General features: G+C 68.5%; 19 protein-coding genes. 12 read left to right on the forward strand and 7 right to left on the reverse strand.

Annotation, left to right across the window (positions count from 1 at the left end; translation table 11 throughout):
• The 3 genes from tssI to ACTWJ5_RS02840 form a co-directional block, all read right to left on the reverse strand.
• The gene (gene tssI, locus ACTWJ5_RS02830) at nucleotides 1-2,079 is read right to left on the reverse strand and encodes a type VI secretion system tip protein TssI/VgrG (protein WP_444437431.1); all 2,079 of its coding nucleotides are present in this window, start codon (nucleotides 2,077-2,079) and stop codon (nucleotides 1-3) included.
• 116 nt (nucleotides 2,080-2,195) lie between these two features.
• Nucleotides 2,196-2,714 (reverse strand): Hcp family type VI secretion system effector, encoded by a 519-nt coding sequence (locus ACTWJ5_RS02835; protein ID WP_043269424.1) that lies wholly within the window; start codon nucleotides 2,712-2,714, stop codon nucleotides 2,196-2,198.
• A gap of 329 nt (nucleotides 2,715-3,043) precedes the next feature.
• A complete protein-coding gene (locus tag ACTWJ5_RS02840; RefSeq protein WP_444437432.1) occupies nucleotides 3,044-5,263 on the reverse strand; it encodes a primosomal protein N' in 2,220 nt (739 codons plus the stop codon).
• Between the two features lie 219 nt (nucleotides 5,264-5,482).
• Between ACTWJ5_RS02840 and rpmE the strand changes: the two genes are divergently transcribed.
• The 8 genes from rpmE to ACTWJ5_RS02880 all read left to right on the forward strand — a co-directional run bounded on the left by rpmE (nucleotide 5,483) and on the right by ACTWJ5_RS02880 (nucleotide 13,760).
• Nucleotides 5,483-5,698: a 50S ribosomal protein L31 gene (gene rpmE, locus ACTWJ5_RS02845; RefSeq protein ID WP_009615432.1), complete on the forward strand. Its 216-nt coding sequence runs from the start codon at nucleotides 5,483-5,485 to the stop codon at nucleotides 5,696-5,698.
• A gap of 23 nt (nucleotides 5,699-5,721) precedes the next feature.
• The gene (locus ACTWJ5_RS02850) at nucleotides 5,722-6,528 is read left to right on the forward strand and encodes a thermonuclease family protein (protein WP_253410863.1); all 807 of its coding nucleotides are present in this window, start codon (nucleotides 5,722-5,724) and stop codon (nucleotides 6,526-6,528) included.
• The gene (locus ACTWJ5_RS02855) at nucleotides 6,525-7,976 is read left to right on the forward strand and encodes a M48 family metalloprotease (RefSeq protein WP_256514008.1); all 1,452 of its coding nucleotides are present in this window, start codon (nucleotides 6,525-6,527) and stop codon (nucleotides 7,974-7,976) included. Before ACTWJ5_RS02850 ends, ACTWJ5_RS02855 begins: the two co-directional genes overlap by 4 nt.
• Nucleotides 7,977-8,080: 104 nt before the next feature.
• Entirely contained in the window at nucleotides 8,081-9,349 is a 1,269-nt protein-coding gene (locus ACTWJ5_RS02860) for a malic enzyme-like NAD(P)-binding protein (protein WP_116425500.1), read from the forward strand.
• Between the two features lie 655 nt (nucleotides 9,350-10,004).
• Nucleotides 10,005-11,351, forward strand: a complete 1,347-nt coding sequence (locus ACTWJ5_RS02865) for an NfeD family protein (protein ID WP_444437433.1) — start codon at nucleotides 10,005-10,007, stop codon at nucleotides 11,349-11,351.
• The gene (locus ACTWJ5_RS02870) at nucleotides 11,348-12,115 is read left to right on the forward strand and encodes a slipin family protein (protein ID WP_116425498.1); all 768 of its coding nucleotides are present in this window, start codon (nucleotides 11,348-11,350) and stop codon (nucleotides 12,113-12,115) included. The genes ACTWJ5_RS02865 and ACTWJ5_RS02870 overlap by 4 nt, the downstream gene beginning before the upstream one ends.
• Nucleotides 12,116-12,208: 93 nt before the next feature.
• Nucleotides 12,209-12,982, forward strand: a complete 774-nt coding sequence (locus ACTWJ5_RS02875; protein WP_444437434.1) for a phosphatase PAP2 family protein — start codon at nucleotides 12,209-12,211, stop codon at nucleotides 12,980-12,982.
• Between the two features lie 49 nt (nucleotides 12,983-13,031).
• Nucleotides 13,032-13,760, forward strand: coding sequence for a substrate-binding periplasmic protein (locus tag ACTWJ5_RS02880; RefSeq protein ID WP_074984166.1), 729 nt, complete (start codon nucleotides 13,032-13,034; stop codon nucleotides 13,758-13,760).
• Nucleotides 13,761-13,767: 7 nt separating this feature from the next.
• Here the strand turns inward: ACTWJ5_RS02880 and yccS are convergent, their stop codons facing one another.
• Together yccS and dbpA are read right to left on the reverse strand one after the other, a co-directional pair.
• Nucleotides 13,768-15,963, reverse strand: coding sequence for a YccS family putative transporter (gene yccS, locus ACTWJ5_RS02885; protein ID WP_444437435.1), 2,196 nt, complete (start codon nucleotides 15,961-15,963; stop codon nucleotides 13,768-13,770).
• Between the two features lie 382 nt (nucleotides 15,964-16,345).
• Nucleotides 16,346-17,722, reverse strand: coding sequence for an ATP-dependent RNA helicase DbpA (gene dbpA / locus ACTWJ5_RS02890; RefSeq protein ID WP_074984162.1), 1,377 nt, complete (start codon nucleotides 17,720-17,722; stop codon nucleotides 16,346-16,348).
• Nucleotides 17,723-18,056: 334 nt separating this feature from the next.
• Between dbpA and ACTWJ5_RS02895 the strand changes: the two genes are divergently transcribed.
• Nucleotides 18,057-18,269, forward strand: a complete 213-nt coding sequence (locus ACTWJ5_RS02895) for a cold-shock protein (protein WP_009615451.1) — start codon at nucleotides 18,057-18,059, stop codon at nucleotides 18,267-18,269.
• Between the two features lie 110 nt (nucleotides 18,270-18,379).
• A complete protein-coding gene (gene rloA3 / locus ACTWJ5_RS02900; protein WP_061560539.1) occupies nucleotides 18,380-18,874 on the forward strand; it encodes a retropepsin-like aspartic peptidase RloA3 in 495 nt (164 codons plus the stop codon).
• Between the two features lies 1 nt (nucleotide 18,875).
• Here the strand turns inward: rloA3 and mdtD are convergent, their stop codons facing one another.
• Nucleotides 18,876-20,309: a multidrug transporter subunit MdtD gene (mdtD, locus tag ACTWJ5_RS02905; protein WP_444437436.1), complete on the reverse strand. Its 1,434-nt coding sequence runs from the start codon at nucleotides 20,307-20,309 to the stop codon at nucleotides 18,876-18,878.
• Between the two features lie 277 nt (nucleotides 20,310-20,586).
• On the opposite strand from mdtD, the gene ACTWJ5_RS02910 reads away from it, so the two are divergent.
• On the forward strand, nucleotides 20,587-21,132 hold the full coding sequence (locus tag ACTWJ5_RS02910; protein ID WP_444437437.1) for a DUF2780 domain-containing protein: 546 nt from the start codon (nucleotides 20,587-20,589) through the stop codon (nucleotides 21,130-21,132).
• A gap of 367 nt (nucleotides 21,133-21,499) precedes the next feature.
• Complete coding sequence (locus ACTWJ5_RS02915; protein WP_444437438.1) at nucleotides 21,500-22,042, forward strand: DUF2780 domain-containing protein; 543 nt, start codon at nucleotides 21,500-21,502, stop codon at nucleotides 22,040-22,042.
• Nucleotide 22,043: 1 nt separating this feature from the next.
• Here the strand turns inward: ACTWJ5_RS02915 and ACTWJ5_RS02920 are convergent, their stop codons facing one another.
• A complete protein-coding gene (locus ACTWJ5_RS02920) occupies nucleotides 22,044-22,931 on the reverse strand; it encodes an acyltransferase (RefSeq protein WP_116425491.1) in 888 nt (295 codons plus the stop codon).
• Nucleotides 22,932-23,016: the final 85 nt, after the last annotated feature.

Below are 23,016 nucleotides of genomic sequence, written 5' to 3' on the forward strand. Positions count from 1 at the left end.
TCAGAGCACCTCCTTCATCGCCTTGCGGCATGGGCAGTCACTGAGCGGGCACTGCAGTGGGGTGCCTCCCCTGGGCTTCTGGCACAGTTCTACGATCGGCATTTCCGATTTGAGGCGATGCTGCAGGACAGCACCCGGAGCGCTCTCGTCCGGCGCTTGGAGCTTGCCTGGCAACAACGGCGCCGCCGGCGTGCCCAGGCCCGGGCTGCCGCCGCTGTTGAGCATCACCTCGGCACCGCTGAGGGTGACGCCGCCGGGGTCGAGCTTGACGAAGCTGCCGCCGGCCTTGAGGGTCAGTTCCTGGCCCGCGTCGATCGCCACCTTCTCGCCGGCGTAGTAGTGGATTTCGTTGCCAGCCTCGATGAACTGGCCATTGCCGAGCTTCACGTGCTGGTCATTACCCACCGAGAGATGGTCGTCGGCGCGCACCTCGACCTTGCGGTCGCCATGGGTGGTGCGGTGTTCCTCGGCCTTGAACTCGCTGTAGGCGTTGGCTTCCACGGTGTCGTGGCGTTCGTGGCCGACGCGGATCTTCTGGTCGTGCTCGATGTTCTCGTCCCAGTCGCGCTGGGCATGCAGGTAGATCTGCTCCTGGCCCTTGCGGTCCTCGATGCGCAGCTCGTTGTAGCCACCGCCGCCAGGGCTGGAGAGCGTCTTGAACAGGCTGCGGGTCTTGTTCGCCGGCAGCTCGTAGGCCGGCAGGTGCTCGGCGTGGTACAGGCAGCCGCTGATCAGCGGCTGGTCCGGGTCGCCTTCGAGGAAGGTCACCAGCACTTCCATGCCGATGCGCGGAATGGCGATGGCGCCGTACTGCTTGCCGGCCCAACTGGAGGCCACGCGCAGCCAGCAGCTGGTCTTGTCGTCGGCCTGGCCTTCGCGGTCCCAGTGGAACTGCACCTTGACCCGCCCGTACTTGTCGCAGTGGATCTCCTCGCCCTTCGGCCCCGTCACCACGGCGGTCTGGCTGCCCAGCACGCGCGGCTTGGGATGCGCCAGCGGCGGGCGGTAGGGCACGTCCCAGGGCGTGGCGAGGAAACGGTTGCGGTAGCCCTGGTGGAAGTCGTCCTGGCCGTCGCGGGTGTTGCTGGTGACCGACTCTTCCAGCACCTGCGGCTGCTTGCCTTCGTGCAGCACTTCGGTAAGCAGCCAGAGGTCGTTCCACTCGCCGCGCGGGTGCTCGCGCAGGGGCAGGAAATGGCCGCTGCGCAGGCTCGGCTGGTCGCTGCGGCCCTCGGCCTGGCGGTAGTCGGCGCGGTGCCTTTCCAGGCTGCGCTGGCTCAGCAGCTTGCCGCGCTCGCGCTCGGTGAAGCGGCCGGGGTAATCGTAGTCCTCGAGATCCGGGCGGCTGTCGCTGCGGGCCATGCTTTCCAGTTGCAGCCTGGGCTTCTCGAAGTCGTAGTCGCGGCGGCTGACGCGGGCGGTACGGGTTTCCAGGCGCTGGCCGAAGCGCTTGATCACCGGCAGGTCGGCGACCAGGCCGGAGTCCTGCTGGTAGGCCACCGGGGCCAGCTTGGGGAAGGCCGTCTGGTCGTCGCCGAACACCAGCAGGTGCCCGTCGGGGCCGTGCTCGAAGTGGTAGTGGAGGCCTTCCTCTTCGCACAGTCGCTGGACGAAGTGCAGGTCGCTCTCGTCGTACTGGGTGCAGTAGTCGCGCGGCGGGTAGACGGTGGGGCCGAGCTGGAAGCGCTGGGCATCGGCGAGGATGCCGTGCTCTTCCAGCACCTGGGTGATGATCTGCGGCACCGTCAGCTGCTGGAAAATGCGCTGGTTATGCCGATGCGCGAGGTAGACCAAACGTGGCACCAGGCTCACCTGGTAGCGGGTCAGACGCTGGCCGGATTCGCCCTGGGCCACCCGGTGCAACTGGCCATGGATGCCGTGGCCCTGCCCCAGGTCCAGGTAGGCGCCCTTGTGCAGCAGGCTTTCCAGGTCCAGGTCGGGACGTTCGCTGACCAGCTCGATATCGAAGCGGTAGGGCTGGTTCAGGGCTTCGCGGCCGTGGAATTCGAGGACTTGCAGGTCGCTGTCGAGGCCGTCGAGGGTCAGGCTGAAATGGGGCTGGTTGGCCGGGGCGAACATCCTATGTTCCTCTGCGCAGAGGGCCTGCCCGGCAGTTGCCGCAGCGCCGGCTCAGGCCTGGAAAAGACACATCGGCCGGAAACCCGGCCGATGTGAACAGCATGTGTCGCGACCGATCAGGAGGCGATCGGGGTGCGCCAGTCGTCGGAACCGGAGGTACCGGAAACCTCGTGGGTCCAGACGATCTTGCGGTAGGTGAAGTAGACGTCTTCCAGATGGGTGAAATGCGCCATGTTCGGGTCCTGGCAGTTCGGCATGCGCGACTGCACGTCGACGATCACCGCGTCTTCCAGTTCGATGGTGAAGTAGTGCTCCTGGGTGCCGGTGGAGGAGGTGCGGTACCACTCCAGGCGGCACTTGTTCAGGCGCTCGCCGGAGGTCAGAGCGTTGAAGATCAGCGGCGAGGACTTGTCGAAGACCTTGGTGATCATCAGCGGCTTGTGCACGCGCTGGCCGGTCGGCTGGCCGGACTGCGGGTCGCGCGGGATGATGACCTGGTGGTTGAACGCCTGGACCAGGACCTGGTCTTCGTGGCCTTCCTGGAAGATGTTGCCGACCGAGTCCTCGGTGAAGGTGCCGGCGGTGATCAGGCCCTGTTTGGTGCCTTCGAGGGACAGATACGCGGGTGTTGGCATGAAAGCTCTCCTTGCCGTGTGAGTTGATGGCCCCGGGGTTCACGACCCAGTGGGAGCCCTGGCAACACAATTTGCGTGCCAGCAACCCTGCAGCGCCCGCCTCCTGGGAGCTGCAGCAAACCTGCAGCTGTTGTCCGAAGGCGTTACAGGGACTTTCTGCGCAACTTCTTGCGCGCTGCTGTGCAAGAACTTGCCATCCCCTTGCAGGCAGCGTGAACAAAGGCTTCCAGCGGTCTATCCACAACCCTGCGCAAGATAGGCCGTGCAAGAAGTTGCGCGCCCCGCAAGCCCCTCGCGCCCACGGAGCTTTTCAGCTTGCAGCCGCTTTTCTAGAACAGATCGATCGGATCGACGTCCAGCGACCAGCGCACCTGGCGCCCGCCGGGCATGCTTTCGAGGATCGGCAGCCAGCACGACAGCAGGCGGTGCAGCGGCACGCGGGCGCTGCTCATCAGCAGCAGCTGGGCGCGGAAGCGGCCGGCGCGGCGTTCCATGGGCGCCGGCACCGGGCCGAGCAGCTCGACGTCGCTGCCCAGTTGCGCCTGCAGGCGCTCGGCTTCGGCGCAGGCCTCGTCGAGGAAGCCTTCGGCCTGGCCCGGCTTGTGCGCCTCGGCGCGCAGCAGGGCCAGGTGGCAGAACGGCGGTAGGCCGGCGGCGCGGCGTTCGGCCAGGGCCTGGTCGGCGAAGGCGAAGTAGCCCTGCTCGGTGAGTTGCACCAGCAGCGGGTGGTCGGCCAGGTGCGTCTGGATCAGCACCCGGCCGGGCTCCTCGGCGCGCCCGGCGCGGCCGGCGACCTGGACGATCTGCTGGGCCATGCGCTCGCTGGCGCGGAAGTCGGCGGAGAACAGCCCGCCGTCGGCGTCGAGGATCGCCACCAGGGTGACGCGCGGGAAGTGGTGGCCCTTGGCGAGCATCTGGGTGCCGACCAGGATGCACGGCTCGCCCTTGTTGATGGTGGCGAACAGGTCGCGCATGGCGTGCTTGCGCGAGGTGCTGTCGCGGTCGATGCGCAGCACCGGGTAGTCGGGGAAGAGGATGCGCAGGCGCTCCTCGGCGCGCTCGGTGCCGGCGCCGACCGGGCGCAGGTCCAGTTGGCCGCACTTGGGGCATTGGCGCGGCGGGCGCTCGCGGTGGTCGCAGTGGTGGCAGCGCAGCTCGCCGGAGCCCTGGTGCAGCGTCATGCGTGCGTCGCAGCGCGGGCACTGGCTGATCCAGCCGCAGTCGTGGCACAGCAGGGTCGGGGCGAAGCCGCGGCGGTTCAGGTACACCAGCACCTGCTGGCCGGCGCCGAGGGTTTCGCCGATGGCGCGCTGCAGCGGCATCGACAGGCCGGCGTCCAGCGGCAGGCTCTTCACGTCCAGGCGCTGGAACTTCGGCGCCTGGGCGCCGCCGGCGCGCTGCGTCAGGCGCAGCAGGCCGTAGCGGCCGCTGGCGGCGTTGTGCAGGCTTTCCAGCGAGGGCGTGGCCGAGCCGAGCAGGATCGGCACCTTCTCCAGGCGCGCGCGCACCAGGGCCAGGTCGCGGGCGTGGTAGCGCAGGCCTTCCTGCTGTTTATAGGAAGCGTCGTGCTCCTCGTCGATGATGATCAGCCCGGGGTTCTTCAGCGGGGTGAACAGCGCCGAGCGGGTGCCGATGACGATGTCCGCCTCGCCGTCGCGCGCCGCCAGCCAGGCGTCCAGGCGCTCGCGGTCGGTCAGCGCCGAGTGCAGCAGGGCGATGCGCGCGTTGAAGCGGCGCTCGAAGCGGCTCAGCGTCTGCGGGCCGAGGTTGATCTCCGGGATCAGCACCAGCGCCTGCTTGCCGGCCTCCAGCACCTGGTGGATCAGCTGCAGGTAGACCTCGGTCTTGCCGCTGCCGGTGACTCCGGCCAGCAGGTAGCTGTGGAAGGCGCCGAAGCCGGCGCGCACCGCTTCGCAGGCGGCGCGCTGCTCGGCGTTGAGCGGCAGTTCGGCCTGGGCCAGCCAGCCGCCGTGATGCTCCGCCGGCACGTGGCGGCGGCTCTCCAGCGTGGCCAGGCCCTTTTCCACCAGCAGGTCGAGGCTGTCCTTGTTGATGTCCAGTTGGCCGAGCAGTTCATGGAGCACGCCGTGGGGGTGCTGCTGCAGCGTCTGCAGGGCCTGGCGCTGGCGCGGCGCACGGGCCAGGCGCGGGTCGTCCAGGCGCGCGCCGGGGACGGCGAGCCAGAAGCGCTGCACCCGCGCCTCGGCCGGTTCGCCCTGGCGCAGCAGGTTGGGCAGCGCCCAGGACAGGGTGTCGCCGAGGCTGTGCTGGTAGTACTGCGCGGTCCAGCGGCACAGCTCCAGCAGGTGCGCCGGCATCGGCGGCTCGCGGTCGAGCACGGCCAGCGCCGGGCGCAGCTTGTCCTCGGGCACTTCCGAGCTGTCCGCCAGCTCCACCAGCACGCCGACGATCTCGCGGCGGCCGAAGGGCACGCGCAGGCGCACGCCGGGCTGCAGGCGGCTGGGGTCGAGCCCGCGCGGCGGCAGGTAGTCGAACAGGCGGCGCAGCGGCGAGGGCAGGGCGAGGCGCAGGATGCTGGGTCGGGGCACGCTGTGGGCTTTCCGGGGCGTGGTGAGGCGGCGATCTTAGCACGGGCCGCGGCGACGGTCGGTCGGCGCCCCGACTTGCGCTGGCGGAAGTCTCTGGTATGATCCACGCCCTTAATTTGCGTGCGGTGCCCGGTAAAGATCCCGCCCGCGGTCCTCGAAGGCCGTGGCTCGGCTTCTGCCAGAGACTGGGTGGCGGCACACCAACCAGAGGAAGACATCATGAAACCGGAAATCCATCCCGCGTACGAAGAAATCGAAGCCACCTGCAGCTGCGGCAACGTGATCAAGACCCGTTCGACCCTGTGCAAAGGCATCCACCTGGACGTCTGCTCCGAATGCCACCCGTTCTACACCGGCAAGCAGAAAGTCGTGGACACCGGCGGCCGTATCGATCGCTTCAACCAGCGTTTCGCCATGTTCGGCGGCAAGAAGTAAGAGCGATTTCCGGAAAAGCCCTGATGGCCTTTCCCGATCTGCTGAAAAAGGCGCCCCTGCGGGGCGCCTTTTTTGTGCTCGCGATTTGCCTGGGCGCACCGGCCCTGGCGGCGTCCTGCCCGGCGCCCAGCGGCGCCGGCACGGTGCGCGTGGCGCGGGTGGTGGATGGCGACACCCTGAAGCTGGCCGATGGCCGCAACGTGCGCCTGATCGGCGTCAACGCCCCGGAACTGGCCCACGGCGGGCGCAGCACCGAGCCCTTCGCCGAGGCCGCGCGGCAACGCCTGCAGGCGCTGGTGGCGGCCAACGACGGCGAATTAGGGTTGCAGCTCGGACGCCAGGGCAAGGACCATTACGGCCGCACCCTGGCGCACCTGTACGACCGCCAGGGGCGCAACATCGAGGCGCAACTGCTGGCCGAAGGCCTGGGCTACCTGGTGGCGGTGGCGCCCAACACCGAGCTGACCGCCTGCCAGCAGGCTGCCGAGCGCGAGGCGCGCAAGGCCGGCCGTGGCCTGTGGAAACGCCCACCGGTGCAGGACGCGCAAAGCCTGCGCCAGAGCGGCTTCGCCATCGTCCGCGGGCGCGTCGCCCAGGTGCAGCGCAACCGCGGTGGCCTGTGGCTGGAGATGGACGGTTCGCTGGTACTGCGGATCGAGCCTAAGCTGTTGAAAGCGTTCGATAAGCGCACGCTGGAGGCGCTGCCCGGGCGCACCCTGGAAGCGCGCGGCTGGGTGATCGACCGCTCCGCGCGCGGCGCCGTGAAACCGGGGCAGGCACGCTGGATGCTGCCCATCACCGACCCGGCCATGCTGGAGCTGCTGCCATGACCAAGACAAGGATGCTGTTGCTCACCTGCCTGTTCGCCCTGAGCGGCGTGCTGGGCGGCTGCGCGGTCAACCCCGCCACCGGCGAGACCGACTTCGTCACCATGAGCGAGCAGGACGAGCTGGCCCTCGGCCGCCAGGCCAGCCAGGAGGCGGCCAAGCAGTACCCGCGCTACGCCGACGAGAAGCTCCAGGCCTACGTGCAGCAGGTGGGCGAGCGCGTCGCCCGGGTCGGCGACCGGCCCACCCTGCAGTACCGCTTCACCGTGGTCGACAGCCCCGACATCAATGCCTTCGCCCTGCCCGGCGGCTACATCTACATCCACCGCGGGCTGATGGCCTACCTCAATTCCGAAGCCGAGCTGGCCGCGGTGCTGGGCCACGAGATCGGCCACGTCACCGCCCGCCACAGCGTGCGCCAGCAGAGCCAGGCCAGCGCCTGGAACGTGCTCGGCGCGGCGGTGGCCATCGGCACCGGGGTCAGCGCCGCCGGCGACCTCACCAACGTCCTCGGCACCGCCGTGGTGCGCGGCTACGGCCGCGACATGGAGCTGCAGGCCGACGGCCTGGGCGCCAAGTACCTGGCCCGCGCCGGCTATGACCCCAAGGCGATGATCCAGGTGGTGCGGGTGCTGAAGAACCAGGAGGACTACGCCCGCCAGGTCGCCCAGGCCAAGGGCGAGACGGTGCAGCCGGTGGGGTATCACGGCTTGTTCGACACCCACCCGGACAACGACCGGCGCCTGCAGGAGGTGCTGGGCCCGGCTCAGGCCCTGGCCGGCGGCCAGCAGGAGGTCGGCCGCGACCGCTACCTGAAGGCCATCGACGGCATGCCCTTCGGCGATTCCGCCGAGTCCGGCATCCGCCGCGGGCAAAGCTTCTACCACGGCGAGCTGGGCTTCACCCTCAGCTATCCCAGGGGCTGGGGCATGCTCAACCAGCCCACCGCGCTGATCGGCTACCCCGAGGACCAGCAGGCCTACATCGGCATGAAGCTGGTGCCGCGCGACGGCCAGCTGAGCCCGCTGGAATACCTGCGCAAGGGCGCCGGCGGCCGCCTGGCCGACGAGCAGGAACTGAACCAGGCCGGTCTGAAGGGCGCCGCCGCGGTGATCCCCGGCTCGCCCGCGCGGCGCGTGGCGGTGATCTACAAGGACCAGGGCGCCTACCTGTTCGTGGGTGTGGTCAAAGGCCGCGCCTCGCTGGAAAGCCGCGACGCCGAGTTCCTCTCGGTGATCCGCAGTTTCCGCCCGCTGCGCGCCGACGAACGGAAACTGGCCGAGCCGCGGCGCCTGCAGCTGGTCCAGGCGAAGGCCGGGCAAAGCCTGGAACAGCTGGCAAAGGGCGGAAACGAGCCGGAATCTGACGCGATTTCTCGTATACGATTGCTAAACGATTTGTATCCAACTGGTCAGCCAAAACCCGGGGAATGGTTGAAAATCGTGCGTTAGCAGCATTGACACCGGAGCCCTGAAGCTATCTTGGCAGGCGCTTTCTTCCCGCGTATGCTCGGTCGCCCGTCTGTCCAACAAGCAATAAAGCGGAAGTGCCAAAAATGTCTGATCTCAAGACCGCTGCCCTCGAATATCACGCGCAACCCCGCCCCGGGAAACTCAGCGTCGAGCTGACCAAGCCGACCGTCACCGCCCGCGACTTGTCGCTGGCCTACAGCCCGGGCGTGGCCGAGCCGGTCCGCGAGATCGCCCGTGACGCCGAACTGGCCTACAAGTACACCGGCAAGGGCAACCTGGTCGCGGTGATCTCCGACGGCACCGCCATCCTCGGCCTGGGCAACCTCGGCCCGCTGGCCTCCAAGCCGGTCATGGAAGGCAAGGGCGTGCTGTTCAAGCGTTTCGCCGGCATCGACGTGTTCGACATCGAGGTCGACGCCGAGAGCCCGCAGGCCTTCATCGACACCGTCAAGCGCATCTCCATCACCTTCGGCGGCATCAACCTGGAAGACATCAAGGCGCCGGAGTGCTTCGAGATCGAGCGCGCGCTGATCGAGCAGTGCGACATCCCGGTGTTCCACGATGACCAGCACGGCACCGCCATCGTCACCGCCGCCGGCATGCTCAACGCCCTGGAAATCGCCGGCAAGAACCTGGAAAGCGCGAAGATCGTCTGCCTGGGCGCCGGCGCCGCCGCCATCTCCTGCATGAAGCTGCTGGTGAGCGTGGGCGCCAAGGTCGAGAACATCTACATGATCGACCGCCAGGGCGTGATCCACGCCGGCCGCACCGACCTGAACCAGTACAAGGCGGTGTTCGCCACCGAGACCGACAAGCGCACCCTGGACGATGCCCTCGACGGCGCCGACGTGTTCGTCGGCCTGTCCGGCGCCAACCTGCTCAGCGCCGAAGGCCTCAAGCGCATGGCGCCGAACCCGATCGTCTTCGCCTGCTCCAACCCGGACCCGGAGATCAAGCCGGAACTGGCCCACGCCACCCGCAACGACGTGATCATGGCCACCGGCCGTTCGGACTACCCGAACCAGGTGAACAACGTGCTGGGCTTCCCCTTCATCTTCCGCGGTGCCCTGGACGTGCGCGCCACCCGCATCAACGAAGAAATGAAGATCGCCGCCGCCCTGGCCCTGCGCGACCTGGCCAAGGAGCCGGTGCCCAAGGACGTGTGCGAGGCCTACGGCGTGTCGTCCCTGGAGTTCGGCCGCGAGTACATCATCCCGAAACCCATGGACAAGCGCCTGATCACCGTGGTCTCCGATGCCGTGGCCAAGGCCGCCATCGAGAGCGGCGTGGCCACCCTGCCGTATCCGAAGCACTATCCGCTGCAGTCGGTGGAAGACGTGTTCAAGGGCTGACCGGGCCGCTCTCTTCGGCTTGAGGCCGAAGGTGAAAGCGCCGTTTCTTCCGTGAGGGGGGAACGGCGTTTTCGTTTGTATGTCGGCGCGGGGCGAATGAATCGCGGACGGAGTCCGCTCCTTGTATGTCGACGACCCGCCATAACGGCGGGCACGGCTTCCCGTAGGAGCGAGCTTGCTCGCGAACAGACTCCGCTGCGGGGGCTCATTCGCGAGCAAGCTCGCTCCTACGAAGAGCGCCTCGGCGCAGCCTGCGAGACAGGTGCTCCTCCGCATCCCTCACCCCAGCCCTCTCCCAGAGGGAGAGGGGGCTAGTCCGTGCCGAGAGAAGGCTTGGTTTCAGCCGGTAGTCCCTGTGCTAGCCGGCCAACGCCGAAACATCAGCGCACTCCGAACGGTCCCCTCTCCCTTCAGGGCGGGGCGCGCAGCCGAGGGTTAGGGAGAGGGAGCGGAGCCAAGCCAGGGCAGCGGAATCGCCGGGGAGTTCCATTCGCGAGCAAGCTCGCTCCTACGAGAATCCGGCTAGGAGTTCTCCCGCAAAACACCCTGCAACACCCCTCCACGGGCATCCCAGGGCAGAGGACTATGCTGTAGAAAGGCGCCGCCCCTTCATTCGCCCGCGGCGCCGCTTCGGTCCTGGCCGGGGAGGCGTGCCATGCTCACGCTGTTTCGCCGCTGTGCTTTGCTCCTGCTGCTGTTCGCGGCCGGGGCGCTGGCGGCCCCGCCGGCGGTGGTGCTGACGGTGGACGGGGCCATCGGCCCGGCGACTTCCGACTACGTGGTGCGCGGCCTGCAACGCGCCGTGGACGAGGGCGCGCCTCTGGTTGTGCTGCGCATGGACACCCCCGGCGGGCTGGACAGCGCCATGCGCGACATCGTCAAGGCTATCCTCACCAGCCCCATCCCCGTGGTCGGCTACGTCGCCCCCAGCGGCGCGCGGGCGGCCAGCGCCGGCACCTATATCCTCTATGCTTGCCACCTCGCCGCCATGGCCCCGGGCACCAACCTGGGCGCCGCCACCCCGGTGCAGATCGGCGCGCCCGGCGCCCCGGAAAAGCCCCAGGGCAAGGACGGCAAGCCCGCCGTCAGCGAGGAGGACACCCTCAAGCGCAAGCAGGTCAACGACGCGGCGGCCTACATCCGCGGCCTGGCGCAGCTGCGCGGGCGCAATGCCGAATGGGCCGAGCGCGCGGTGCGCGAGGCGGTCAGCCTGTCCGCCGAGGAAGCCGTGAAGCAGAAGGTGGTCGACCTGCAGGCCGCTGGTCTCGACCAACTGCTGCGCGCCATCGACGGACGCAAGGTGCAGGTGGCGGGGCAGGCGCTGAGCATCCACAGCGCCGGTCTCGCCTGGGTTGAGCACCAGCCCGACTGGCGCACCCGCCTGCTGGCGGTGATCACCGACCCCAGCGTAGCGCTGCTGTTGCTGATGATCGGCGTGTACGGGCTGATCTTCGAATTCGCCAACCCCGGCCTGGCGCTGCCCGGCGTGCTCGGCGGCATCTGCCTGCTGCTCGGGCTCTACGCCATGCAATTGCTGCCGGTGAACTACGCGGGGGTGGCGCTGATCGTCCTCGGCCTGGCCTTCATGGCCGCCGAGGCCTTTGTGCCCAGCTACGGCAGCCTGGGCATCGGCGGCATCGCCGCCTTCGTGATCGGCGGGCTGATCCTGCTGGATACCGACGCGCCGGGCTTCGGCATTCCCCTGGGGCTGATCGTCGGCGTGGCCACGGTCAGCGCGCTGTTCATCGCCGGGGTGCTGGGCGTGGCCATGAAGAGCCGGCAGCGCCAGGTGGTCAGCGGCGCGGCCGGCCTGGTGGGCAGCCTGGCGACCGTGGACGCGGTGGCCGACGGGGATGCCCACGCCGGCTGGGTACAACTGCAGGGCGAACAGTGGCAGGTCCGCTGCGCCCGGACCCTGCGCGCCGGCCAGCGGGTCAAGGTGCTGGCGCGCGACGGCCTGCGCCTGGAGGTGGTGGCCGACGACGAATCGGGAGGTGACTGATGGGTATTCCCTTCGGACTGCTGGTGGCGCTGGTCCTGCTGCTGATGCTGGTGGTCAGCGCCCTGCGCATCCTGCGTGAATACGAACGCGGGGTGGTGTTCCAGCTCGGCCGCTTCTGGAAGGTAAAGGGCCCCGGCCTCGTGCTGGTGATCCCGGTGGTGCAGCAGATGGTCCGCGTCGACCTGCGCACCGTGGTGCTCGACGTGCCGCCGCAGGACGTGATCTCCCGCGACAACGTCTCGGTGAAGGTCAACGCGGTGGTGTACTTCCGCGTGCTCGACCCGCAGAAGGCCATCATCCAGGTGGAGAACTTCCTCGCCGCCACCAGCCAGCTGGCCCAGACCACGCTGCGCGCGGTGCTCGGCAAGCACGAGCTGGACGAGATGCTGGCCGAGCGCGAGCGCCTGAACCTGGACATCCAGAAGGTGCTGGACGCGCAGACCGACGCCTGGGGCATCAAGGTGGCCAACGTCGAGATCAAGCACGTCGACCTCAACGAGTCCATGGTCCGCGCCATCGCCCGCCAGGCCGAGGCCGAGCGCGAGCGGCGGGCCAAGGTGATCCATGCCGAGGGCGAGCTGCAGGCCTCGGAGAAGCTGATGCAGGCCGCGCAGATGCTCTCCCGCGAGCCTGGCGCCATGCAGCTGCGCTACATGCAGACGCTGGGCAGCATCGCCGGCGACAAGAACTCCACCATCGTCTTCCCCATGCCCATCGACCTGCTCAAGGGGCTGCTCGAAACAAATGGACAGACTAAGAAGTGACTGACGGCAGGTCGGATGGGACTGAGGCGTCTACCCTGTAGGTTTTCTGAAAATTCCTTACCGTCCCCTTGCGGACGGACTACGGGGGAAACCATGAGCTACCGCACCCTGGCGGCCCTGACCCTATTGTCATCCGCCCTTTTCGCCGGCTGCGCCGGCTCCCCGCAGATGAGCTGGTCGCGCGTCGGCGACTCCGCCCAGCGCGCCGTGCTCGACCCCGGCACCTGGGCGCCGGTGGCCGGCGCGGCGGTGATCGCCGCCGGCAACTGGGACCACAAGTGGCAGAAGTCCGCGGCCAACCACGAATGGCTGTTCGGCGGCGACGCCAACTCCGCCGCCGACCACATGCTCAACGCCAGCACCGCGCTGAGCGTGGTCACCGGCCTGGTGGCTGCGCCCAGGGGCAGCGAGGGCGAGGAGAAGTGGGCCTGGCGTGGGCGCAACCTGGCGCTGCTGGCCACCGACCGCTACGCGGTGACCGGCCTGGTGGAGGAGTGGAAGGAGGTGTCCGGGCGCGACCGCCCCGACGGCATTCCCGACGACTCCTTCCCCTCCAAGCACACGGCCGTGACCGCCGTGCACAACAGCTTCACCCGGCGCAACCTGGACTACATCGACATGGACCCGACCCTGCGCTTCACCGCCAAGGCCGGGCTCTACACGGTGGACGGGCTGACCGCGCTGGCGCGGGTGGAAGGCTCCAAGCACTACCCAACCGATACCTTGGTGGGCATGGCGGTGGGCAACCTCGCTGCCAACTTCACCTACAATCTGTTCCTTGAGGGATCGCCAGACAGCGCCTATTCCTTCGGTGTTCTGCCCGAAGCCGGTGGGGGAATGAGCCTGCGCGCGGCGATGCTTTTCTGAGTCCGCCCGCTTGCCGGTAGCGGGGCGCGGGCCTCGAGCAAGGAGAGCCATGCTGCTGCGTGCCCTGCTGATCGCCCTGGTCCTGCCGTTCTGCGCCCAGGCCGAGGAGCCGCTGAACCTGGTCGCCGACCGCTGGCCGCCCTACGCCGACGCGCAGATGCCCGGCCGCGGCCTGGCGGTGCATTTCGTCAGCACCGCGCTGACCCGCGCCGGCTACGCCATCCACTACGCCCAGGTGCCCTGGCCGCGCGCCCTGCACGGGGTGCGCAACGGCGAGTACGACGTGCTGGTGGATTCCTGGTACAGCGCCGAGCGCGAGACCTTCGGGCAGTACTCCGAGCCCTACCTGGTGAACCGCCTGCGCTTCCTCAAGCGCAAGGGCTCGCCCATCGTCTTCGAGCGCCTGGCCGACCTCTACCCCTTCCGCATCGCTGTAGTCCGCGGCTACAGCTACACCCCCGAGTTCAACGAGGACAACCGGCTGCACAAGGTGCCGGTGCTGTCCTTCCCCAATGCCGCGATGATGGTGGTCGCCGGCCGCGTCGAGCTGACCCTGGAGGACGAGTGGACGGCCCGCTACATCCTCGAACACGACCTGAAGGACGAGCGCCACAAGCTGGAGTTCCTGCCCCAGCCGCTGGCGGAGAACCCGCTGTACATCCTGGTCAGCCGCGCCAACCCGCGCCACGCGCAGATAATCGAAGACTTCAACCGCGAGCTGCGGCTGATGCGCGAGGACGGTAGCTACGACGCCTTCATGGACCTGCGCGGGCCCTGAGCCGGGTTCAGGCGGCGGCTTCCTGCTCGGCGCCGATTTCCTTCTTCAGCAGGTGCGCGGCCAGGCTGCGCAGCGGCACCAGCTCGCGGCAGATCAGCGCCAGTTGCGTCTGCACCAGGCGCTGCGGGTCCTCCAGCTCCTCCGGCACCTGTTCCAGGCGCTTGGCCAGGTCTTCCTCGGCATCGCTGTGGATGGCCACCGGCTTGCGCTGGGCGAGGCTGGCGGCGATGTCGTCGAGGCTGGCGGTGAGCTGTGCGGCGGCTTCGTCGATCAGCGCGTTGGCCGGCGACTCCGGCAGGCGGTCGCGGTGCGCGCCCAGGGCCGAGAGGTAGCTGAGCAGGGTGTGCGAGAGCACCAGGAAGCGGAAGCCCAGCTCGGCGTCCTTGCGGAAGTGGCCGGGCTCCAGAAGCATGTTCGACAGCGTGGTGGAGAGCGTTGCGTCGGCGTTGTGGGCGTTGCGCCGGGCGGTGCGGTAGATGAGGTCGTCGCGCTTGCCGCTGGCGTACTGCTGCATGATCTCGCGCAGGTAGCGGGCGTTGCAGGCCAGGGTGCCGCCGACCAGGCTGTGCAGGCGCCGGCCCTGCCAGTCGGGGAGGATGAGGAACACCGCCAGGCCGGCGATGAAGGCACCGAGCAGGGTGTCGAACAGGCGCGGCAGGATCAGCCCGTAGCCGTTGCCCACCTGGTTGAAGCACAGCAGCACCAGCAGGGTGATGGCCGCGGTGGCCAGGGTGTAGCGGGTGCTGCGGGTGGCGAAGAAGGCCACCCCGGCGACCACCGCCAGCAGCGACTGCACCAGCGGGTTGGGGAACAGGTCGATCAGCGCCCAGCCGGCCACCAGGCCGACGAGGGTGCCGAGGATGCGCTGCACCAGGCGGATGCGCGTGGCGCCGTAGTTGGGCTGGCAGACGAACACCGTGGTCAGCAGGATCCAGTAGCCCTGGGTCGGGTGGATCAGGTGCAGCACGCCGTAGCCGGCGGTCAGCGTCAGGCCCAGGCGCAGGGCATGGCGGAACAGCAGCGAGGTGGGCGTGAGCTGCTGGCGGATGCGCTCGAAGGCATCGCGCAGCGAGCGCGGCGAGCGGTCCAGCAGGGCGCTGTCCTGTTCCTCGGCGAGGGCGTCGGGGTTGCTCGCGCCGCTGAGCTTCTGGTCGAGGGTGGCGAGGTTGCCGGCCAGGGCGCCGAGGGAGCGCAGCAGCGAGCGCCAGGCCGGGTTGCCCTGCTGGCGCAGGTATTCCAGCGAGGCCTGCAGGTCGGCCAGGGCCTGCTCGCTGTCGTTGTAGTCGAAGCGCTGGCGCAGGCGGATGGCCCGCGACAGCGCCTGGCAGGCCTTGCCCTGCTGGTTGAGCAGGCGCTGGCAGCGGAACAGCACGTCGCTGTGGAAGAAGGCCTCGGCCAGGCGGTTGTAGGGGTAGTGCGAGGAACTGGCGCGCTCGTGGACGTCCTGGGCGATGAAGTACAGCTTCAGGTAGCGGCTCAGCTTGGGTCCCGGGCGGCCGTGGCTGAGGCGGCTGAGGATGGTTTCCTTGGCCTGGTTGAGCGTCACCACCAGCCTGCCGTTCTGCCGCGCCAGGGCCAGGCGCCGGTCCTCGACGTCGAGCTGGCGCAGCGGTTCGAACAGCGTCGACTTGATCTTCAGGTACTCGCCCAACTCGAAGTAGGCGCGGGCCAGCACCTGCTGCACCGGCTGGTTGGCGAAGAGCGCGTTCCACAGCACCGAGAGCGCGCCGTACCAGGCCGCGCCGGCCACCAGCAGCAGCGGCTCCTGCCACAGGTCGCCGGGGGCGCCGCCGCGCTGGTCGACGCCGATCATGGTGTAGATGGAGAGGATCAGGGTGGCCGAGGCGATGGCCGCGTAGCGCTCGCCCAGCGCTCCCAGCAGGGTCATGCCGAAGGCCGACAGGCCGAGGCCGGCGACGAACAGCCAGGGGTAGGGGAACAGCAGCTCCACCGCCAGCGCGGCGATGAGGAAGCACACCAGCGTCACCAGCAGCGCCTTCAGGCGGCCCAGCCAGTGGTCGTCGGTCTCGGCCAGGGCGCTGGCGATGATGCCGAGGAACAGCGGGATCACCAGTTCGGTGCGGCCCAGCAGCAGGCAGGCGGCCATGGCCCCGGCCAGGGCGATGAACACCCGCAGGCTGTAGGCGAACTTGTCCAGCGCCCACAGGCGCCGCAGGGTCTCGAACAAGGGGGAGGAAAGCATGCGCGTCGGGGACTTCCGAGGTGTCTCTGCGCTGAGACTAGCGGATCGCCTGGCGCGCGGCTATTGGTTGCGGGGGGAAGGTTTTCGTAGGAGCGAGCTTGCTTGCGAAAGGTGCTTGCCCTGAAGAGCGCCCTCTCCCTAACCCTCGGCTGCGCGCCCCGCCCTGAAGGGAGAGGGGACCGTTGGGCAGAGTTGGGTGTTCTGGAGTTAGCCGGTAAGCACGGTGATGTTCGGCTGAAACCATTCCTTCTCTCGGCACGGACAAGCCCCCTCTCCCTTCAGGGAGAGGGTTGGGGAGAGGGGACGGCGGTGACCTCATGCACTGTTATGACCAGGAAACTCCGTTCGCGAGCAAGCTCGCTCCTACGAAGAGCCCCGCGCGTCAGAGGATGCGCACCTTGAACGAACGCCCCTTGATCCTGCCTTCCTGCAGGCGCCTGAGCGCCGCCTTGGCCTGGTCGCGCTGCACCGCCACGTAGGCCTGGAAGTCGAAGATGGCGATCTTGCCCACCGCACTGCCGGGCAGGCCGGCGTCGCCGGTGAGGGCGCCGAGGATGTCGCCGGGGCGCAGCTTGTCCTTGCGCCCGCCGGCGATGTTCAGGGTGGTCATCGGCGGCAGCAGCGGCGCCGGGTTGGCGCGCAGGAAGTCGATGCGCTCCCAGTTCAGCGGCTTGCCCTGCAGGTCTTCGATGGCCTGGGCGCGGGAGGCTTCGGCCGGGGCCACCAGGGACAGCGCCAGGCCCTTCTCGCCGGCGCGGCCACTGCGGCCGATGCGGTGCACGTGGACCTGGGCGTCGCGGCTCAGCTCGACGTTGATCACCGCCTCCAGGCCCTCGATGTCCAGGCCGCGGGCGGCCACGTCGGTGGCCACCAGCACGCTGCAGCTGCGGTTGGCGAACATCGCCAGCACCTGGTCGCGCTCGCGCTGCTCCAGGTCGCCGTGCAGGGCCAGGGCGGAAATCTTCTGCGCGTCCAGCGCCTGGGCCAGCTCCACGCACTGCTGGCGGGTGTGGCAGAAGGCTACGGCGGACTGCGGGCGGAAGTGCTGCAGCAGGCGCACCACGGCGTCCATGCGCTGGCGCGGCTCGATTTCGTAGAAGTGCTGTTCGATCTGGCTGTCGTCGTGCAGCGCCTCCACTTCCACGCGTTCGGGCTGGCGCAGGAACTTCGCCGCCAACTGCTCGATGCCGGCCGGGTAGGTGGCCGAGAACAGCAGGCTCTGCCGGCGCGCCGGGAGCTGGCCGATGATGTCGGCGATGCTGTCGTAGAAGCCCATGTCGAGCATGCGGTCGGCCTCGTCCAGCACCAGGGTGTTCAGCCCGTCGAGCACCAGGGAACCGCGGCGCAGGTGTTCCTGCACCCGCCCCGGGGTGCCGACCACCACGTGGGCGCCGTGCTCCAGCGAGCCGATCTGCGGGCCGAAGGGCACGCCGCCGCAGAGGGTCAGCACCTTGATGTTGTCGGCGGCGCGGGCCAGGCGGCGGATCTCCTTGGCCACCTGGTCGGCCAGCTCGCGGGTCGGGCACAGCACCAGCGCCTGGCAGCCGAAGTAGCGCGGGTTCAGCGGGCTGAGCAGGCCGATGCCGAAGGCCGCGGTCTTGCCGCTGCCGGTCTTGGCCTGGGCGATCAGGTCGCGGCCCTTGAGGATGACCGGCAGGCTGGCGGCCTGGATTGGCGTCATCTCTTTGTAACCGAGGGCTTCGAGGTTGGCGAGCAGGTCGGCGGAGAGGGGCAGGCTGGAGAAGGCGGTGGAGGTCACGAAGAAAAAACCCGACAGGCGTGTGGGCGCGCAGTGTAGCAGCACAGGCCCCGCCGGGCCCTGGAAAACCGGTAAAACCCGCGAATCCACTGGCTTTGCCCGCCACCCGTCTGAAACGGACGGACGGTCGAATAGTGTATTTTTATACAGATTCGCTTTCCGCAGGTTTTTGTCGTAGAGTGCCTGCACTGTGTTTGCATGGGTCGCCGTCGATCGTGACCTGATGCGGTCGGTTATTCCACCCCGTCCTGCTCGACTCCTTGTAACTCCTTGCAACTCAGTTCCTGCCACTCTTTTGTGGCTATTTCTACATCTACGTTCCAAGGAGAACACCATGTCGAATCGTCAGAACGGCACCGTCAAATGGTTCAACGAGACCAAAGGCTACGGCTTCATCACCCCTGAGAGCGGCCCGGACGTCTTCGTTCACTTCCGCGCCATCGAAGGCCACGGCTTCAAGACTCTGGCCGAAGGCCAGAAGGTCAGCTTCGAAGTCGTGCAAGGCCAGAAAGGCATGCAAGCCGAGCGCGTTCAGGTAATCAACTAAGATTCCCTGGCGTCGCCGAAAACCCCGGATGGAAACATCCGGGGTTTTTTGTTGCCTGATTGGCGTAGGCCATCTGTACTGCCATTGCCCCCGACTCCGGAGCCCGATCCATGAAACCGCGCCTCGCCGGCCTGTTGCTGGCCTTCATCTGCCCCACGCTGTTCGCCGCGCAGCCGGCCACCTGGGGTTGGGTCGAGCAGGCCAGGCTGATGCCGGAGAACGCGTTGCTCAAGGTGCGCCTGGACACCGGCGTGCAGACCTCGGTGATGGACGCGCGCAACCTGGTGAAGATCCGCAAGAACGAGCAGCGCTGGGTGCAGTACGACATCCTGGTCAAGGATGCGGCGACCGGCCAGGTGCAGCGCCTGCCCTTCGAGCGGCCCGTCGAGCGCACCCTCAAGGTTCGCGGCGCCAACGGCATCGAGCATCGCCCGGTGGTGAGCATGGACCTGTGCCTGGGCGACAAGGTCTACCGCGAGCAGTTCGCCCTGGCCGACCGCGAGGGCAGCGACTACCCGGTGCTGCTGGGCCGCCGCAGCCTGGAGCACCTGGGCGCCGTGGACGTGTCGAAGACGCTGACCACGCCGCCCACCTGCAAGCCCTGACTCAGTGCCCGTCGTCGGGCTCCAGGCGCCGTGGCGCCTGGGCCGAGCGGCCGTCGTCGCGGGCCAGCTGGAAGAAGATCGCCGCCGCCGCCATCGACATCAGCCCGACGCTCAGGTAGGTGGCGTGGAAGGCGCCCAGCACGTCGCCGGCGTTGACCTCCACGTCGCTCTTGAAGCCGCCCAGCAGCGCCGCCGCGCAGGCCACGCCGAGGCCGATGGACAGCTGCATCACCACCGACAGCAGGCTGTTGCCGGCGCTGGCGTTGTCGTCGCGCAGGTCGATCAGCGTCAGGGTATTCATCGCCGTGAACTGCAGCGAGTTGACCCCGCCCAGCAGGCCCAGGTGGATCAGCAGCCAGAGGTAGGGCGTGTCCTGGTCGACCAGGCCCAGGCCGGCGATCAGCGAGCCCAGCAGCAGGGTGTTGCCCACCAGCAGGCGGCGGTAGCCGAACAGGTCGAGGATGCCCTTGGCCAGCGGCTTGACCACCATGGCCATGGCCGCCAGCGGGATCATGGTCATGCCCGCCTTGGCCGGCGCGAAGCCCAGGCCCACCTGCAGCAGCAGCGGCGTGAGGAAGGGCAGGGCGCCGCTGCCCAGGCGGGCGAACAGGTTGCCCAGCACGCCGACGGCGAAGGTGCGCGTCTTGAACAGGCTGGGCGGGAACAGCGGCGCCTCGACGTTGAGGGCGCGCAGCCAGTAGGCGGCCAGCAGTACCAGGCCGCCGATCAGCAGCATCACCACTCGTACGTGGGGCATGTGCAGCTCGCCCAGGCCTTCCAGGGCGATGGTGATCAGCACCATGGCGCCGCCGAAGAGCAGGAAGCCGGGGCCGTCGAAGCGGCTGATCGCGGCGCCGCGCAGGTCGGGCATGAGGCGGATGGCGAAGACGATGCCGAGCAGGCCCACCGGGATGTTGATGAGGAAGATCCAGTGCCAGCTGGCGTATTCCACCAGCCAGCCGCCGAGGGTCGGGCCGGTCAGCGGGCCGAGCAGGCCGGGGATGGTGACGAAGCTGAGCACCCGCACCAGGTCGCTGCGCGGGTACACGCGCAGGATCACCAGGCGCCCCACCGGCATCATCAGCGCGCCGCCCAGGCCCTGCACCACGCGGGCGATGACCAGCACCCCGAGGCTCGGCGAGAGCGCGCAGAACAGCGAGCCGAGGCTGAACAGGAAGATCGCGAAGATGAACACCCGGCGCGTGCCGAAGCGGTCGGCGACCCAGCCGGAGGCGGGGATCAGCAGCGCCACCGTGAGCAGGTAGGCGATGACCACCCCCTGCATGCGCAGCGGGTCCTCGTTCAGCGAACGGGCCATGCTCGGCAGCGCGGTGTTGAGGATGGTGCCGTCCAGCGCCTGCATGAAGAAGGCGACGGCCACCAGCCAGGGGAGGATGCGGGCGATGCGCGGGGTGAGGATGAAGGGCTCGCTCATGATGGGTCCTTGTTCGGCTCCCGCAAGCATAGGCGGGGAGGGCGGTGCTGCGCGAGGGGCGTTCCAGAGCCGTTGCGGTGGTCGGCCGGGCTGGCGCGGCGGCGTGCCTGTGCTAGACCTGAAGGGGCTTTTCGAGGTGATCGACAGGCATTCGTCGTGGCCCGGGGCGCGGGGCCGCAATATCGCGCCGGGGTGGCGGAACAATGGCACCCGGCGCCAGTCCAACCAGCGTCCGGCTCACCTTCGGCGCCGGACGCCACTGCATCAGGAGATGTCGATGACCGTCAGATTCCGTGTCACCTGCGCCGCCGCGGCGCTGCTCGCCGCCAGTTCCGCCTTCGCCTTCAACCTGGGTGACGCCGCCAAGGCGGTGTCCGGCGTGGCCGAGGGCGGCAACCCGGGCCAGGTGGCCTCCACCCCGCAGACCAGCGGCCTGCTCGGCGCCCTCACCGGGCAACTGGGCGTCAGCGACGAGCAAGCCGTCGGCGGCACCGGCGCGCTGCTCGGCCTGGCCAAGAACAAACTCAGCGGCACCGACTACACCCAACTGGTGAAGGCCGTGCCGGGCCTGGACAAGCTCAGCGGCGCCAACGCCCTGGGCGGCCTCGGCGGCAGCCTGGGCAACCTCGGCGGCACCGGCGCCAAGGGCCTGCTGGGCAACGTCGACAGCATGGGCGACGTGAACAGCGCCTTCAGCACCCTGGGCATGGACCAGGGCATGACCGGCAAGTTCGCCGGCGTGCTGCTGGACTACTTCGGCAAGCAGGGCGTGAGCAGCGACCTGCTGGGCAGCCTGGGTAGCCTGTGGGGCGTGGGCGGCTGACGCCCGACTACAGTCCACCGAGAGGCATGGCGTTCCATTGTAGGAGCGGACCTTGTCCGCGATAGCCGGACATCATGGCGCGATTCGCAGTACGGATACCCCTTCACAGCATTCCCTTTGTAGGAGCGCGCCCTGCGCGCGATTTCGCGGGCAGGGCCCGCCCCTACAGGTGGACGTATTGTAGGAGCGAGCTTGCTCGCGAACAGACTCCGCTGCGGGGCTCATTCGCGAGCAAGCTCGCTCCTACGAAAGCACTCCGGCGCGTTCTGCAAACAACGTAGGGGCGCTCGGAACGAAGGACGCGGCCATCAGTCGAATCCGTTGACCGCCCATGCCGAGGCGGGACCTGCCTGTCGCGGAGCCTCCGATGATCGCCCGAGCCCTTCCCATCTTCGCCGCCTGCGCCTGGCTGGTGGCCTTCCCGGCCGCCGCCGAGACCTTCGAGGAAATCCCCAGTGCCGAGTCCGGTGCCGCAGCAACGGCTGCCAACGGCCTGGTGGAGACCCTCGGCCAGCGCCTGAACATCAGCGACGAGCAGGCCATCGGTGGCGCCGGCGCCTTGATCGGCCTGGCCATGAACCGCCTGGACGACAGCCAGGGCACGCAGTTGCAGAAGAGCCTGCCGGGGCTGGACCAACTGTCCTCGGGCAACCTCGGCGGCGGCATCGGCGCCCTGCTGGGCGGCGCCGGGCAGTTGCTCGGCGGCATCCAGAACCTGCAGGACGTCGACCAGGTGTTCAACGTGCTGGGTATGAGCGAAGGCATGGTCGACCAGTTCGCCAGCGTGATGCTCGACTACCTGGTCAAGCAGGGCCTGAACAGCCAGTTGCTGGGCACCCTCGGCAAGCTCTGGGAGAGCGCCCCGCTGCCTTCGACCCCGGCCACCACCGTGGCCGGCAAGGCAATCTAGTTCAGAACTCGTTGCGCAGCGCGTCTATGCGCGCGTCCTTCTCTTCCCACAGGCGCGACACCCAGGCCTGCACGTACTGGCGGAATTCCGCGTCGTTCTCGTAGTCGCCCTGCCACAGCGCGGGGTCGATGCCGTGGGTGCGGATGTCGACGATCACCCGCGGCACCCTGCCGCTGAGCAGGTCCCAGAAACCCGGCTTGGGCCCCTTGGGGTAGACCACGGTGACGTCGAGCATGGCGTCCAGCTGCTCGCCCAGGGCGGCCAGCACGAAGGCCACGCCGCCGGCCTTGGGCTTGAGCAGGTTCTGGTAGGGAGACTGCTGCTGGGCCTGCTTGGCCGGGGTGAAGCGGGTGCCTTCCAGGTAGTTCACCACCGTCACCGGCATGCCCTTGAACTTCTCGCAGGCGGCCCGGGTGATCTCCAGGTCCTTGCCCTTGAGCTGCGGGTTCTTCTCCAGGAAGGCCTTGGAGTAGCGCTTCATGAAGGGGTAGTCCAGGGCCCAGAAGGCCAGGCCGAGGAAGGGCACCCAGATCAGCTCCTTCTTCAGGAAGAACTTGAAGTAGGGCGTCTTGCGGTTGAAGGCCTGGACCAGGGCCGGGATGTCGACCCAGGACTGGTGGTTGCTCACCACCAGGTAGGAGGTGTCGCGGCGCAGCTGGTCGCCGCCGCGGATGTCCCAGACGGTGGGCGTCATCAGGGCGAAGATGGCCTTGTCGATCTCCGCCCAGGTCTCGGCGATCCACATCACCCCGTTGGAGCAGGCGTCCTTCAGCGCCTTGCCCGGCAGCACCAGCTTGAGCAGGGCGATCAGCAGCATCGGGCCGATCAGGATCAGGGTGTTGAGCAGCAACAGGAGGCTGGTGACGATTCCGGTCAGCGTGGCCCACATGGCGGTGCGATTCCTTGTTCCGGTTGGCGCGGCCATGATACGCAGGCGGCGCGGCCAGCCCAAGCCACCCCCTCCCGCGACGTGC

This window comes from Pseudomonas sp. A6 (genome assembly GCF_052367875.1).
In the GTDB taxonomy this organism is placed as follows: Bacteria; Pseudomonadota; Gammaproteobacteria; order Pseudomonadales; family Pseudomonadaceae; genus Pseudomonas; species Pseudomonas citronellolis.